Origin of the sequence: Streptomyces virginiae (genome assembly GCF_041432505.1) — a bacterium.
GTDB lineage: Bacteria > Actinomycetota > Actinomycetes > Streptomycetales > Streptomycetaceae > Streptomyces > Streptomyces virginiae_A.
On record NZ_CP107871.1, the window covers coordinates 2,132,049 to 2,146,930 of the forward strand.

At 70.7% G+C, this 14,882-nt stretch carries 11 protein-coding genes; 6 read left to right on the forward strand and 5 right to left on the reverse strand.

Features of this window, described 5'->3' with window-relative positions; translation table 11 throughout:
- Nucleotides 1–18: 18 nt before the first annotated feature.
- Nucleotides 19–3,531 carry a methionine synthase gene (gene metH, locus OG624_RS10060; protein ID WP_371639329.1) on the reverse strand — a complete coding sequence of 1,171 codons (3,513 nt, stop codon included), beginning with the start codon at nt 3,529–3,531 and terminating at the stop codon, nt 19–21.
- 277 nt (nt 3,532–3,808) lie between these two features.
- Between metH and OG624_RS10065 the strand changes: the two genes are divergently transcribed.
- From OG624_RS10065 to OG624_RS10090, 6 genes are all read left to right on the forward strand, one after another.
- Nucleotides 3,809–4,576 carry an IclR family transcriptional regulator gene (locus OG624_RS10065; protein WP_033223919.1) on the forward strand — a complete coding sequence of 256 codons (768 nt, stop codon included), beginning with the start codon at nt 3,809–3,811 and terminating at the stop codon, nt 4,574–4,576.
- A gap of 312 nt (nt 4,577–4,888) precedes the next feature.
- On the forward strand, nt 4,889–5,671 hold the full coding sequence (locus OG624_RS10070; RefSeq protein WP_365281139.1) for an MIP/aquaporin family protein: 783 nt from the start codon (nt 4,889–4,891) through the stop codon (nt 5,669–5,671).
- A gap of 81 nt (nt 5,672–5,752) precedes the next feature.
- Complete coding sequence (glpK, locus tag OG624_RS10075; protein WP_033223917.1) at nt 5,753–7,279, forward strand: glycerol kinase GlpK; 1,527 nt, start codon at nt 5,753–5,755, stop codon at nt 7,277–7,279.
- Nucleotides 7,280–7,320: 41 nt separating this feature from the next.
- Complete coding sequence (locus OG624_RS10080) at nt 7,321–8,928, forward strand: glycerol-3-phosphate dehydrogenase/oxidase (RefSeq protein WP_371639330.1); 1,608 nt, start codon at nt 7,321–7,323, stop codon at nt 8,926–8,928.
- 126 nt (nt 8,929–9,054) lie between these two features.
- Complete coding sequence (locus tag OG624_RS10085; protein ID WP_371639331.1) at nt 9,055–10,239, forward strand: PAC2 family protein; 1,185 nt, start codon at nt 9,055–9,057, stop codon at nt 10,237–10,239.
- Nucleotides 10,240–10,308: 69 nt separating this feature from the next.
- The gene (locus OG624_RS10090) at nt 10,309–11,277 is read left to right on the forward strand and encodes a hypothetical protein (protein WP_033223916.1); all 969 of its coding nucleotides are present in this window, start codon (nt 10,309–10,311) and stop codon (nt 11,275–11,277) included.
- Nucleotides 11,278–11,338: 61 nt separating this feature from the next.
- Here the strand turns inward: OG624_RS10090 and mshC are convergent, their stop codons facing one another.
- The 4 genes from mshC to OG624_RS10110 all read right to left on the reverse strand — a co-directional run bounded on the left by mshC (nt 11,339) and on the right by OG624_RS10110 (nt 14,878).
- Entirely contained in the window at nt 11,339–12,568 is a 1,230-nt protein-coding gene (gene mshC, locus OG624_RS10095; protein ID WP_033223915.1) for a cysteine--1-D-myo-inosityl 2-amino-2-deoxy-alpha-D-glucopyranoside ligase, read from the reverse strand.
- A 110-nt stretch (nt 12,569–12,678) separates the two neighbouring features.
- Entirely contained in the window at nt 12,679–13,527 is an 849-nt protein-coding gene (locus OG624_RS10100; protein WP_051763577.1) for an SCO1664 family protein, read from the reverse strand.
- A complete protein-coding gene (locus tag OG624_RS10105) occupies nt 13,491–14,081 on the reverse strand; it encodes a DUF3090 domain-containing protein (protein WP_033223913.1) in 591 nt (196 codons plus the stop codon). Before OG624_RS10105 ends, OG624_RS10100 begins: the two co-directional genes overlap by 37 nt.
- Before the next feature lie 77 nt (nt 14,082–14,158).
- Complete coding sequence (locus OG624_RS10110) at nt 14,159–14,878, reverse strand: histidine phosphatase family protein (protein ID WP_033223912.1); 720 nt, start codon at nt 14,876–14,878, stop codon at nt 14,159–14,161.
- Nucleotides 14,879–14,882: the final 4 nt, after the last annotated feature.

Consider the following 14,882-nt stretch of genomic DNA (forward strand, 5'->3'; position numbering starts at 1 on the left):
AGTGTACGTCGCTGGAGCTCAGCGTGCGTTGAAATACTTCGCTTCGGGGTGGTGAATCACGATCGCGTCGGTGGACTGCTCCGGGTGGAGCTGGAACTCCTCCGACAGGTGGACCCCGATCCGCTCCGGCTCCAGGAGGTCGGCGATCTTCGCGCGGTCCTCCAGGTCGGGGCAGGCGCCGTAGCCCAGCGAGAAGCGGGCGCCGCGGTACTTGAGGTCGAACATGTCCTCGACCTTCGCGGGGTCCTCGCCGCCGAATCCGAGCTCGGAGCGGACGCGCGCGTGCCAGTACTCGGCCATGGCCTCGGCGAGCTGGACCGAGAGGCCGTGCAGCTCCAGGTACTCGCGGTAGGAGTCCGACTCGAACAGCTTGGCCGTGGCCTCGCCGATCTTCGAGCCGACGGTGACCACCTGGAGGCCGACGACGTCGATCTCGCCGGACTCCTCGGGACGGAAGAAGTCCGCGAGGCACAGGCGCCGGCCGCGGCGCTGGCGCGGGAAGGTGAAGCGGGTCCGCTCGTTGCCGGCCTCGTCGAGGAGGATCAGGTCCTCGCCCTTGGAGACGCAGGGGAAGTACCCGTAGACGACGGCGGCCTCGAGCAGGTTCTCGGTGTGCAGCTTGTCCAGGAGGCCGCGCAGTCGCGGACGGCCCTCGCTCTCGACGAGCTCCTCGTACGTCGCCCCGCCCGCGCGGGCCTGCTTGAGGCCCCACTGGCCCTTGAAGAGGGCGCCCTCGTCGAGCCAGGAGGCGTAGTCCTTGAGCGGGATGCCCTTGACCACCCGGGTGCCCCAGAAGGGCGGGGTGGGGATCGGGTTGTCGACGGAGACGTCGGAGCGGCCGCCGGACTCCTCCGGCTCCTCCACCTGGAGGGCGGGGGTGTCGCGCTTGGCGACGCGGCGCTGCTTGAGCTCGGGCAGGGTGGCGCCGGGGACGCCGCGCTTGACGGCGATGAGGGCGTCCATGAGGCGTAGGCCTTCGAAGGCGTCGCGGGCGTAGCGGACCTCGCCCTCGTAGATCTCGTGGAGGTCCTGCTCGACGTAGGCGCGGGTGAGGGCGGCGCCGCCGAGGATCACCGGGTAGTCGGCGGCCAGCTTGCGCTGGTTCAGCTCCTCCAGGTTCTCCTTCATGATCACGGTCGACTTCACGAGGAGGCCGGACATGCCGATCACGTCGGCCTTGTGCTCCTGGGCGGCTTCGAGGATCGCGGAGACGGGCTGCTTGATGCCGATGTTGACGACGTTGTAGCCGTTGTTGGTGAGGATGATGTCGACGAGGTTCTTGCCGATGTCGTGGACGTCGCCGCGGACGGTGGCGAGCACGATCGTGCCCTTGCCCTCGTCGTCGGTCTTCTCCATGTGCGGTTCGAGGTAGGCGACGGCCGTCTTCATGACCTCGGCGGACTGGAGGACGAAGGGGAGCTGCATCTGGCCGGAGCCGAAGAGCTCGCCGACGACCTTCATGCCCTCCAGGAGGGTGTCGTTGACGACGTCGAGGGCGGGGCGGGTCTGCAGCGCCTCGTCGAGGTCGGTCTCCAGGCCGTTCTTCTCGCCGTCGATGATGCGGCGCTGCAGTCGCTCGTCCAGCGGCAGGGCGAGGAGTTCCTCGGCGCGGCCGGCCTTGAGGGACTTGGTGTTGACGCCCTCGAAGAGGGCCATCAGCTTCTGCAGCGGGTCGTAGTCGCCTTCGCGCCGGTCGTAGATCAGGTCGAGGGCGGTGGTGACCTGCTCCTCGTCGAACCGGGCGATCGGCAGGATCTTGGAGGCGTGGACGATGGCGGAGTCCAGGCCGGCCTTGACGCACTCGTCGAGGAAGACCGAGTTCAGCAGGACACGGGCCGCCGGATTCAGACCGAAGGAGATGTTCGACAGGCCGAGGGTGGTCTGGACGTCCGGGTGGAGTCGCTTGAGCTCGCGGATCGCCTCGATCGTGGCGATGCCGTCCCCCCGGGACTCCTCCTGACCGGTGCAGATCGTGAAGGTCAGCGTGTCGATGAGGATGTCCGACTCGCGGATCCCCCAGTTGCCCGTCAGGTCGGCGATGAGCCGTTCGGCGATGGCGACCTTGTGCTCGACGGTGCGGGCCTGGCCCTCCTCGTCGATGGTCAGCGCGATGAGCGCGGCGCCGTGCTCCTGGGCCAGTCGGGTGACCTTGGCGAAGCGGGACTCGGGGCCGTCGCCGTCCTCGTAGTTCACGGAGTTGATGACCGCGCGGCCGCCCAGCTTCTCCAGGCCCGCCCGGATGACGGGAACCTCGGTGGAGTCCAGGACGATCGGCAGGGTGGAGGCGGTGGCGAAGCGGCCGGCGAGCTCCTCCATGTCGGCGACGCCGTCGCGGCCCACGTAGTCCACGCACAGGTCGAGCATGTGCGCGCCCTCGCGGATCTGGTCGCGCGCCATCTCCACGCAGTCGTCCCAGCGGGCCTCCAGCATGGCCTCACGGAACTTCTTGGAGCCGTTGGCGTTGGTGCGCTCGCCGATCGCCATGTACGAGGTGTCCTGACGGAACGGCACGGTCTGGTAGAGCGAAGCCGCGCCGGGCTCGGGCCGGGGGTGGCGCTCGGTGACCGCCGTGCCGCGGACCCGCTCCACCACCTGCCGCAGGTGCTCGGGGGTCGTGCCGCAGCAGCCGCCGACCAGGGAGAGCCCGTACTCACGGACGAACGTCTCCTGCGCGTCGGCCAGCTCCGGGGCGGTCAGCGGGTAGTGCGCGCCCTGCTTGGTCAGGACCGGCAGACCCGCATTGGGCATGCAGGAGAGCGGGATACGGGCGTTGCGCGCGAGATAGCGCAGGTGCTCACTCATCTCCGCCGGCCCGGTGGCGCAGTTCAGGCCGATCATGTCGATGCCCAGCGGCTCCAGCGCCGTCAGCGCCGCGCCGATCTCCGAACCCAGCAGCATCGTGCCGGTGGTCTCGACGGTGACCGAGCAGATCAGCGGGACGCTCACGCCGAGCGCCTCCATGGCCCGCCGGGCACCGATGATCGAGGACTTCGTCTGCAGGAGGTCCTGCGTGGTCTCCACGAGCAGCGCGTCGGCGCCGCCGGAGAGCAGGCCCTCGGCGTTGACCTGGTAGGCGTCGCGGATCTGCGCGTAGGTGATGTGGCCGAGGGTGGGGAGCTTGGTGCCGGGGCCCATGGAGCCGAGGACCCAGCGCTGCTGTCCGGTGGAGGCGGTGAACTCGTCGGCGACCTGGCGGGCGATGCGCGCGCCGGCCTCGGACAGCTCGAAGTTGCGTTCGGCGATGTCGTACTCGGCGAGGGCCGCGTAGTTCGTGCCGAAGGTGTTGGTCTCGACGCAGTCCACGCCCACCGAGAAGTACGCCTCGTGGACGGAGCGCACGATGTCGGGGCGGGTGATGTTGAGGACCTCGTTGCAGCCTTCGAGCTGCTGGAAGTCCTCCATGGTGGGGTCCTGCGCCTGGAGCATCGTTCCCATGGCTCCGTCGGCGACGACCACGCGGGTCGCGAGCGCCTCCCGGAGGGCATCGGCCCGGGTCTGGGTGTCAGCGGGCAAGGTGGGCAACGAAGCCATGGTTGTGCTCCCTGGGATGCGACGGCTGTCGGCTTTGCACCCCCTCTGTGTCAAGGGTGCACGCGGCCAGGGTAACCGCGAGGTGCCCGCCCCGGTGTGGGTGTCCCACGTGGCGGACTGCATTCTGTGGCGGGGACTTTCCGGCGGGTGCCCCCGTCAGTGGTACGGCGAACAGCTGTCCGACGGTGCGCAAGGTCGGCATCGACCGATACTGTTCAGCATTGTCGAACCGCGTCAAGATGGTCAGTAATACCGAAGGTCTGCAGGAGGCTGCGCGATGGCACGGAACATCCAGTCGCTCGAACGAGCCGCTGCGATGCTGCGACTCCTGGCGGGCGGCGAACGCCGGCTGGGACTCTCGGACGTGGCGTCCTCGCTGGGCCTGGCCAAGGGCACCGCCCACGGCATCCTGCGCACCCTCCAGGCCGAGGGCTTCGTGGAGCAGGACCCGGCCTCCGGCCGGTACCAGCTGGGCGCGGAGCTGCTGCGCCTGGGCAACAGCTATCTCGACGTGCACGAGCTGCGCGCCCGCGCCCTGGTGTGGACGGACGACCTGGCCCGGGCGAGCGGCGAGAGCGTGTACGTGGGCGTGCTGCACCAGAGCGGGGTGCTGATCATGCACCACGTGTTCCGACCCGACGACAGCCGTCAGGTGCTGGAGGTCGGGGCCATGCAGCCGCTGCACTCGACCGCACTGGGCAAGGTGCTCTCCGCCTACGACCCGGTCGCGCACACCCAGGCGCACGAGGTGGAGCGCGAGGCCTTCACCCCCCGCACGGTCACGGACGGCACCGACTTCGAGGCGATCCTGGGCCTGACCAGGGCGCGCGGCTGGGCCAGCGACGTCGAGGAGACCTGGGAGGGCATCGCCTCGGTGGCGGCGCCGATCCACGACCGCCGCCGGATGCCGGTGGGCGCGGTGGCTGTCGCCGGCGCCGTGGAACGGGTCTGCGGCGAGGCCGGGGAGCCCCGTCCGGCCCTGGTGGCGGCGGTGCGGGACTGTGCGCGCGCGGTTTCACGCGACCTCGGCGCGGGCCGGTTCTGACCTTCCTTTAGCAGCCTCAGGCCACACCTTGGCCTCTTTCTGCCCATTTTTCGCCGTATCTCGGCCACAGGATGGCTGGATTTGGCTGATCGCACCGAGCGGTAACGATCCGACACTTTGGCCTGGCCGACCCTTGACGCGTTCTTCACTTGGGCGGAAAACTGCCGTTCATCGGTCGGCATTGTCGAACACCTACCGGCAATACGCGCTAGGATGCGACAAGCCACGGACCGGTGCAGCACTCACCGAGTGCGCGGAACCACCGGAGGGACCCGGTGTCCGCCCACCCCTGGACGTACAAAGGAGTCGCGGGTGTCCAGCTCCGACATCTTCATCGGCGAGACCATCGGTACCGCCCTGCTCACACTGCTCGGCGGTGGCGTCTGCGCCGCAGTGACGCTCAAGAGCTCCAAGGCCCGCAACGCGGGCTGGCTCGCCATCACGTTCGGCTGGGGTTTCGCCGTACTGATCGCCGCCTACGTCTCCGCGCCGCTCTCCGGTGCGCACCTCAACCCGGCGGTCACCGTCGGCCTCGCCGTCAAGACCGGCGAGTGGGGCGACACCCCGGTCTACTTCGCCGGCCAGCTGCTGGGCGCGATGCTCGGCGCCGTGCTGATGTGGGTGACCTACTACGGGCAGTTCCGCGTCCACCTGGCCGACCCGGAGCACATCCGCGACGCCAAGCTCGGTCCCGAGGACCCGCACCCGCACGATGTGGCCGGCCCGGTGCTCGGCATCTTCTCCACGGGCCCCGAGATCCGTAACGTCGTGCAGAACCTGGCGACCGAGATCATCGGTACCGCCGTCCTGGTCCTGGCGATCCTGACCCAGGGCCTCCAGGACGGCGGCAAGGGCCTCGGTGTCATCGGTGTCCTGATCACCTCGTTCGTGGTCGTCGGCATCGGCCTCTCGCTCGGTGGCCCGACCGGCTACGCCATCAACCCGGTGCGCGACCTCGGTCCGCGTATCGTGCACGCCCTGCTGCCGCTGCCCAACAAGGGCGGCTCCGACTGGGGTTACTCCTGGATCCCGGTGGTCGGCCCGCTCGTCGGTGCCGCGCTCGCCGGCGGTCTGTACAACATCGCGTTCGCCTGATCAGCAGTACCGGCAAGATCGTAAGATCCGCACCGCCCTCCTGATTCCGCCTACTCACCCGACCTGCCAGGAGCAGCCACTATGACCACCAGCACCGGCCCCTTCATCGCCGCGATCGACCAGGGGACCACCTCCTCCCGTTGCATCGTCTTCGACCGCGACGGCCGCATCGTCGCCGTCGACCAGAAGGAGCACGAGCAGATCTTCCCGAAGCCGGGCCAGGTCGAGCACGACGCCACCGAGATCTGGACCAACGTCCAGGAGGTCGTGGCGAGCGCGATCGCCAAGGCGGAGATCACCGCCGCGGACGTCAAGGCCGTCGGCATCACCAACCAGCGCGAGACCACGGTCCTGTGGGACCGCCACACCGGCGAGCCGGTGCACAACGCGCTGGTCTGGCAGGACACCCGCACCGACGCCCTGTGCAAGGAGCTCGGCCGCAACGTCGGCCAGGACCGCTTCCGCCGCGAGACCGGCCTGCCGCTGGCGAGCTACTTCGCCGGCCCGAAGGTCCGCTGGCTGCTCGACAACGTCGAGGGCCTGCGCGAGCGCGCCGAGGCCGGGGACATCCTCTTCGGCACCATGGACTCGTGGATCATCTGGAACCTCACGGGTGGCCCGCAGGGCGGCGTGCACGTCACCGACGTCACCAACGCCTCGCGCACCATGCTGATGAACCTGCACACCCTGGCCTGGGACGACAAGATCGCCGAGTCCATGGGCGTCCCGCTCAACGTCCTTCCGGAGATCAGGTCCTCCGCCGAGGTCTACGGCCACGTCAAGGAGGGCGTCCTCGCCGGTGTCCCGGTCGCCTCGGCGCTCGGTGACCAGCAGGCCGCCCTCTTCGGCCAGACCTGTTTCGCCGAGGGCGAGGCCAAGTCCACGTACGGCACCGGAACGTTCATGCTGATGAACACCGGCGACAAGATCATCAACTCCTACAGCGGCCTGCTGACCACGGTCGGCTACCAGATCGGCGACCAGAAGCCGGTCTACGCGCTGGAGGGCTCCATCGCCGTCACCGGCTCGCTCGTCCAGTGGATGCGCGACCAGATGGGCCTGATCAAGTCCGCGGCCGAGATCGAGACCCTGGCCTCCTCGGTCGAGGACAACGGCGGCGTCTACTTCGTGCCGGCCTTCTCCGGCCTGTTCGCCCCGTACTGGCGCTCCGACGCCCGTGGCGTGGTCGCCGGCCTCACCCGGTACGTCACCAAGGCGCACATCGCCCGTGCCGTCCTGGAGGCCACCGCCTGGCAGACCCGCGAGATCACCGACGCCATGACCAAGGACTCGGGCGTCGAGCTCGCCGCCCTCAAGGTCGACGGCGGCATGACCTCCAACAACCTCCTGATGCAGACGCTCTCGGACTTCCTGGACGCCCCCGTGGTGCGCCCGATGGTCGCCGAGACCACCTGCCTCGGTGCCGCCTACGCCGCCGGCCTGGCCGTCGGTTTCTGGCCCGACACCGACGCCCTGCGCGCCAACTGGCGCCGCGCGGCGGAGTGGACCCCGCGGATGCCCGCCGAGCAGCGGGACCGCGAGTACAAGAGCTGGCTCAAGGCCGTGGAGCGTTCCATGGGCTGGGTCGACGACGAAGACGCCAGCTGACCGCACTCAGCTGAGTCAATCGACGAGGAGCTAAGAGAGATATGAGCAGCCTGCAGAGCGTTCCCGCACTGGGCACGCACCCGACCGCCGGTGCCAACGTCAGCCGCGCCCAGACCCGTGAGCAGCTGTCGAAGGCCACGTACGACCTGCTGGTCATCGGTGGTGGAATCCTGGGTACCTCCGTGGCGTGGCACGCCGCGCAGTCGGGCCTGCGGGTTGCCATGGTGGACGCCGGCGACTTCGCCGGCGCCACCTCCTCGGCCTCCTCCAAGCTCGTCCACGGCGGTCTGCGCTACCTGCAGACCGGCGCGGTCAAGCTGGTCGCGGAGAACCACCACGAGCGTCGGGTGCTGGCCAAGGACGTGGCCCCGCACCTGGTCAACCCGCTCACCTTCTACCTGCCGGTCTACAAGGGCGGTCCGGTGGGTGCGGCCAAGCTGGGCGCGGGCGTCTTCGCCTACTCCGCCCTCTCGGCCTTCGGCGACGGCATGGGCAAGGTCATATCCCCGGCCCGTGCCGTCGCCGACAACCCGGGTCTGAAGACGGACAACCTCAAGGCCGTCGCGGTCTACTACGACCACCAGATGAACGACTCCCGCGTCGCCGTCATGACGGTCCGCGCGGCCGTCGAGTCGGGCGCGGTCGTCCTCAACCACGCCGAGGTCACCGGCCTGCGCAAGACGCGCGGCCGGGTCACCGGCGCCGAGCTCAAGGACCGTCTCGACGGCACCGAGTTCGGGGTCGACGCGCGCGTCGTGCTCAACGCCACCGGCCCGTGGGTGGACCACCTGCGGCGCATGGAAGACAAGCACTCGATGCCGTCGATCCGCCTCTCCAAGGGCGCGCACATCGTCATGAAGCGCAAGTCGCCGTGGAAGGCCGCCATGGCCACCCCGATCGACAAGTACCGCATCACCTTCGCCCTCCCGTGGGAGGACCAGCTGCTGCTCGGCACCACCGACGAGGTGTACGAGGGCGACCCGGCGGACGTGCGCGCCACCGAGTCCGACATCGCCCAGATCCTGGACGAGGCGGCCTTCTCGGTGAAGGACGCGGACCTGGACCGCTCGCTGATGACGTACGCCTTCGCGGGCCTGCGGGTGCTGCCCGGCGGCCCCGGCGGCGTCGAGAAGGCCAAGCGCGAGACGGTCGTCTCCGAGGGCGCCGGCGGCATGCTGTCGGTGGCCGGCGGCAAGTGGACGACGTACCGTCACATCGGTCGTGTGGTCATGGACAAGCTGGCGAAGCTCCCGGGCAGCCCGCTGACCGAGGACATGGAGCCGGTGAAGTCGCTCGTGCGTCGGATCGCGCTGCCCGGTGTCGCCAACCCCAACGCGGTCGCGCACCGCCTGCTGGTGGACCGGGAGCCGGGCACGCGGATGGACCCGCTGACGGCCCGCCACCTGGCGTCCCACTACGGCTCGCTGGCCTTCGACATCGCGCGCCTCGCGAACGAGGACCCGGCGCTGGCCGAGCGGATCCACCCGGACGGTCCGGAGATCTGGGCGCAGGTCGCCTACGCCCGTGACAACGAGTGGGCCGAGACGGTCGACGACGTGCTGCGCCGCCGTACGACGGTGACGATCCGCGGTCTGGACGACGAGTCCGTCCAGTCCCGTGTCGAGGAGATGCTGGGCCGTAAGGCATAGGTCCCACGCAGGTGGGGAAGAGGGGCGGTTCCGAGGGGAACCGCCCCTCTGTCGTGGGCTGTGGCCGGTGCCTCATCAAGGCTTAGGCTGACCACGTACGCAAGGGAACTTCGGAAGGAGACCTGGGTGATCGAGCTTGAGGGCGTGCCCGAGCTGATCGACCCGGTCATGGTGGCCGCGTTCGAGGGCTGGAACGACGCGGGTGACGCGGCCTCCGGTGCGGTCGCACACCTGGACCGGGAGTGGAAGGGCGAGGTCTTCGCGGCACTCGACGCCGAGGACTACTACGACTTCCAGGTCAACCGGCCGACGGTGTGGCTGGACAACGGGGTACGGAAGATCACGTGGCCGACGACCCGGCTGTCGGTGGTCCGGATCGGCGGTGCCAAGCCGCGCGACCTGGTGCTGGTCCGGGGCATCGAACCGTCCATGCGGTGGCGGTCGTTCTGCAACGAGATCCTGGGCTTCGCCCACGAGCTGGGCGTGGAGATGGTGGTCATCCTGGGCGCGCTGCTCGGGGACACCCCGCACACCCGGCCGGTGCCGGTGAGCGGGGTCACCTCGGACGCGGACCTGGCGCGGACGATGGACCTGGAGGAGACGAAGTACGAGGGCCCGACGGGCATCGTGGGCATCCTGCAGGAGGCCTGTACGCACGCGGGTGTCCCGGCGGTGTCCCTGTGGGCGGCGGTGCCGCACTACGTCTCCCAGCCGCCGAACCCGAAGGCGACGCTCGCCCTGCTGAACCGGCTGGAGGATCTGATCGACATCCGGATCCCGCTGGGCGAGCTGCCGGAGGACGCGCGGGCGTGGCAGCTGGGGGTGGACCAACTGGCCGCCGAGGACAGCGAGGTGGCGGAGTACGTCCAGACGCTGGAGGAGGCGCGGGACACGGCCGACCTGCCGGAGGCGTCGGGCGACGCGATCGCCCGCGAGTTCGAGCGGTACCTGCGGCGGCGTGACCCGGCGGGGAGTCCGGAGACGGCCACCGACACGGGTTCCTACTTCCGGGACCTGTCCGGCGGTCCCCGACCCCAGGCGAAGCCGAAGCCGGAGGGCACCGCGGAGCCGGAGGGCACCGCGGAGCCGGAGGGCACCGCGGAGCCGGAGGGCACCGCGGAGCCGGAGGGCACCGCGGAGCCGCAGGACGGGCAGCAGCAGACGGGCACCGGCGCGCCGGAAGGTCCCGTAGCTCCGGACGACAAGGCGGGGGACGAGCCGGACGGCACGTCGAAGGGCAAGCCGGACGGCACGTCGAAGCGCAAGCCGGACGGCACGTCGGACGGCGTCGGGGACACCTCGGAGGACTAGTCCCACCAGGCTGTCCGTGTGTCAGTACCCCCTGCTTGGATACGGGTTGCCGTTCCGAGAGAGGGAAGCATGACCCGTACCACCCCGCCCCGCCCGCTCGACGTGGCTTCGGTCTTCCCGGAGCTCGCAGGGACGTCCAGGACCGCCACCCGGCTGCACCCGCGGCCCGGTGCGCCCACCGTGCACGAGAGCTCGGTGGGCGGGCCCCTGCTGTGGCCGGCCGGCGAACCCTGGGCGTCCTGCTCGCAGGAGCACGACGCTCCCTTCGAGCTGAACACGCCCGAGGAGGTCCGCACGCTCCGGCGGATCCTCGCCCGCGACGTCTGGACGGACGAGGACCACGCCGAGGTCTCGCGGATCCACGCCGGCCATGATCCGTCGCTGCTGCCCGAGGGCCCGCACCCGCTGATACCGGTGGCCCAGCTGTACGCCCGGGACGTCCCCGGCCTGCCGTTCCCCGAGGGCACGGACCTGCTCCAGGTGCTGTGGTGCCCGTTCATCGACATCGAGGACCAGAGCGGCTCGGAGGCCGTCCAGCTGCGGTGGCGGCGGGCCGCCGATGTGGCGGAGGTCCTGGTGTCCCCGCCGGAGCCGGCGTACGTGGGCACGTCCGAGCTGGTGCCCCTCCCGTGCGTGCTCCATCCGGAGCAGGTCCTCGAGTACCCGGCCGCGCACGATCTGGACCCCGAACTGGCCGGGCGGATCCACCGCTGGGACGAGGACGGGGCCACGGGCTACCGGGGAGCCTTGTCCGTCGCACCTGGGTGGAAGGCCGGCGGCTGGGCCGCCCCCTTCACCTTCCGTGATTCCGGCGGCCCGGCGGAGCTGCGCTGCGCGCGGTGTTCGGTCGTCGGCGAACCGTTGCTCACCTGCGACTACACCGAGTGGAACGGCGAAACCGAGAGCTGGCGGCCGGTCGAGGAGGCGCAGGGCGCGTCCGCGACCCCGACGGAGGTCACCGTGGGCCGCGGCTACACCTTGCAGTTCTACGCGTGCCCCGCCGATCCCCGGCACCCGCCGGTCACCGTCATGCAGTGAGGGCCTGAAACGGCAGGACGCGCCCCCGGCACGGGGCCGGGGGCGCGCCTTCTTCGGTTGCCTAGAGCGCCACGCCCAGGAGGGCGTCCACCGTGCGGGAGACCAGGCCGGGGGCCGACTCGTCGTCGCCGTCCGTGGCGATCTGCCGCTCGACCCAGCGATCCACGGCCGCCAGGGCCGCGGGCGCGTCCAGGTCGTTCGCCAGGGCCTCGCGGACCTCCTCGACCAGGGCGTCGGCGGGGATGCCGTCCGGCCGGGACACGGCCGCGCGCCAGCGCTCCAGCCGGGCCACGGCCTCGTCGAGGACGGCGTCCGTCCACTCCCAGTCGGCCCGGTAGTGGTGCGAGAGCAGGGCGAGTCGGATCGCCGCCGGGTCCACCCCGGCGCGACGCAGCGCGGAGACGAAGACGAGGTTGCCCTTCGACTTCGACATCTTCTCGCCGTGCAGGGCCACCATGCCCGCGTGCACGTACGCCTTGGCCATCGGGAACTCGCCCGTCAGGGCCTGCGCGTGCGAGGCGCCCATCTCGTGGTGCGGGAAGGCCAGGTCGGATCCGCCGCCCTGGATGTCGAAGCCCATGCCCAGGTGGTCGAGGGCGATCGCCACGCACTCGATGTGCCAGCCGGGCCGGCCGCGGCCCAGCGAGCCGCCGTCCCAGCTCGGCTCGCCCGGACGTGCGGCCATCCACAGCATCGGGTCCAGCGGGTTCTTCTTCCCCGGCCGGTCGGGGTCGCCGCCCCGCTCCGCCGAGAGCAGCCGCATCGCCTCGGCGTCGAGGTTCGAGACCCCGCCGAAGTGCGGGTCGGCCTCGACCGAGAAGTAGGTGTCGCCTTCGAGCTCGTAGGCGGCTCCGGCGTCCCGCAGCCGCTCGACCAGCGGCACGATGCCCGGTATGGCCTCGACGGCTCCGATGTAGTGCTGCGGGGGCAGCATCCGCAGGGCCGTCATGTCCTCGCGGAAGAGTGCGGTCTCGCGCTCCGCCAGCTCGGTCCAGTCCTGGTTGTCGCGCAGCGCCCGCTCCAGCAGCGGGTCGTCCACGTCCGTGACGTTCTGGACGTAGTGGACCTGCCGCTTGGTGTCGAGCCACACGCGTTGTACGAGGTCGAACGCGTTGTAGGTCGCCGCGTGACCGATGTGGGTCGCGTCGTACGGAGTGATGCCGCAGACGTAGATACGGGCGACGGGACCGGGGGCGAGGGTGATCGTCCCCTGGGTCGCGGTGTCGTGGATCTGGAGGTCGCGGCCCTTGCCAGGAAGGGCGGGGACCTCAGAAGCGGGCCAGGCATGCATGTGTCGAGCCTAACCGGACGGATGTTCCGGAAACGAACTGGACCTGCAGTGTTGTCTTGATCGGCACTCTTGCGGTCTGGCCGGTTCTATGCGTATGGCCGGTGGCTGATTCAGACCGGTGGCCAGGGGATCGACGGCCACTGCCCGGACGGCTGCGGATGGGCCCCGGTGCGCAGCAGGTGCGCCACCCGGTCCCGTACGGCGGCCAGCTCGACCGGTGTGATCAGTTCGGCCAGCCGGGTGGCGAGCGGGGCCCCCTCGGCGAGGCCGGCGGCCAGCGCGGCCAGTACCTCGCGGGCCTCGTCGGTCAGCGGCTCGCCCGCCCAGCCCCACAGGAGGGTGCGCAGCTTGTCCTCGGCGTGGAAGGTCACACCGTGGTCGATGCCGTAGAGCCGTCCGTCGGGGGCGGGCAGCAGGTGGCCGCCCTTGCGGTCGCCGTTGTTGATCACGGCGTCGAGTACGGCGAGCCGGCGCAGTCGGGGGTCGTCGGCGTGCACCAGCAGCGCGGTGCGGCCCTCACCGACCTCGGCGAGGGCGACGGCCTTCCAGCCCTCCCCCGCCTCCTCGCCGTCGACGAGCCCGAGGAGCGCGCCGAGCGGGGCGTCCTCGGCCGGCTGCTCCGCCTCGATCCACCGCTGGACCATGCCCTCGCCGTACGGGCCGTCGCGCAGCACGGTGGCGGGGACCAGGCCCCATCCGGTGGCCTCGGAGATCAGGTACGCGGCGACCTCGCGGCGGGCGAGGTTCCCGTCGGGGAAGTCCCACAGCGGCCGCTCGCCCTTGACCGGTTTGTACACGCAGTCGGCGCTCACGCCCCCGTACGTGACGCTGCACAGCAGGACGGCGTTGGACGCCTCCCGGATCCGGCCGATGACGGTGAGCTCGCCCTTGGCGAGGAGTTCCTCCAGTTCCCCCGTGTCCGTCACGCCTGGCGCCGGTAGCCGTTCTGGCGCGGGCACACGTGGCCCTCCGGGTCCAGCGGGAGGCTGCACAGCGGGCACGGCGGGCGGCCGGCGTTGACGACGTCCAGGGCACGCTTGGCGAAGGCCCGCGCCTGGGCGCCGCTGAGGCGGACCCGCAGCATGGGCGGGCCGTTCTCCTCGTCCTGCAGCAGCCGCTCCTCGGCCTCGGCGAGGTCCTCGTCGGAGTCGGCGTCGAGTTCGACCAGTGCCTGGGCCTCGACGATCATGCGCTGTTCCTCGCCGTCCCAGGCCAGGGCCATGGTGCCGACGCGGAACTCCTCGTCGACCGGGACGTCGAGCGGCGCGGTGTCGGCGGCCTCGGCGGGGGCGACGGCCGGGACCGGGGCGTTGCCGCCGGTCCGCCGTACGACCTCGTCCAGCAGCTCGTCCATCCGCTCGGCCAGCGCCGCCACCTGGGTCTTCTCCAGGGAGACGCTGGTGACACGGGGGCCTGAGGAGGCCTGCAGGAAGAACGTACGGCGTCCCGGAAGACCGACCGTGCCGGCCACGAAGCGGTCCGGGGGGTCGTAGAGGAACACCTGACGGGGCACGTCCAGTCTCCAAGTCTCGGCGGCAGGGGCAGGTCTGCGCCCTTGTGTTGGCCCGTCCACCCTACTGCGCCGGGCGATCAAGCCGCGCCCGCGCCGCCTCCCACGACGGCGTTCCCGGCGTCTTCGGTGTCTTTGTCCGACGCGACGGTCTCCGGGGCGGCGGGGCGGCGCACGAGCGAGCCGAAGTCCCCGGTGTCACCGAGCCGGAACACGAAGGGTCGGGTGGTGGTGTACCGGATGGCGGTCACCGAGCAGGGGTCGACGTGGATGCGCTGGAAGAGGTCCAGGTGCATGCCCAGGGCGTCCGCGACAAGGGACTTGATGATGTCGCCGTGCGAGCACATCAGGAAGACCGCGTCGCTGCCGTGCTCCTGCTCGATCCGCGCGTCCCAGTCGCGTACGGCGTCCACGGCGCGCGCCTGCATGGCGCGCATGGACTCGCCGCCGGGGAAGGCGGCGGCCGACGGGTGCTGCTGGACGATCTTCATCAGCGGTTCGTCGGAGAGCTCGGACAGTTTGCGGCCCGACCATTCGCCGTAGTGGCACTCACCGATCCGCTCGTCGGTGTGCAGTTCCAGCTCCGGCCGGGCGGCCAGCAGCGGCGCCAGGGTCTCCCGGCAGCGCTGCAGCGGGCTGGTGACGGCGGCGGCGAGCGGTACGCCCGTCAGTCGGCCGGGCAGCGCGGCGGCCTGCTCCGCACCGCGTTCGTCGAGGGCCACTCCGGGGGTCCATCCGGCGAGCAGCCCAGCGGTGTTGGCGGTGGACCGCCCGTGTCGTACGAGGATCAGCGTGGCCATGGGG

What these genes read in the sequence shown, in the direction of transcription:
- OG624_RS10110 (WP_033223912.1), bottom strand. Translation starts at nt 14,878, where the DNA reads ATGGCCACGCTGATCCTCGTACGACACGGGCGGTCCACCGCCAACACC.
- OG624_RS10065 (WP_033223919.1), top strand. Translation starts at nt 3,809, where the DNA reads ATGGCACGGAACATCCAGTCGCTCGAACGAGCCGCTGCGATGCTGCGA.
- mshC (WP_033223915.1), bottom strand. Translation starts at nt 12,568, where the DNA reads ATGCATGCCTGGCCCGCTTCTGAGGTCCCCGCCCTTCCTGGCAAGGGC.
- metH (WP_371639329.1), bottom strand. Translation starts at nt 3,531, where the DNA reads ATGGCTTCGTTGCCCACCTTGCCCGCTGACACCCAGACCCGGGCCGAT.
- OG624_RS10090 (WP_033223916.1), top strand. Translation starts at nt 10,309, where the DNA reads ATGACCCGTACCACCCCGCCCCGCCCGCTCGACGTGGCTTCGGTCTTC.
- glpK (WP_033223917.1), top strand. Translation starts at nt 5,753, where the DNA reads ATGACCACCAGCACCGGCCCCTTCATCGCCGCGATCGACCAGGGGACC.
- OG624_RS10080 (WP_371639330.1), top strand. Translation starts at nt 7,321, where the DNA reads ATGAGCAGCCTGCAGAGCGTTCCCGCACTGGGCACGCACCCGACCGCC.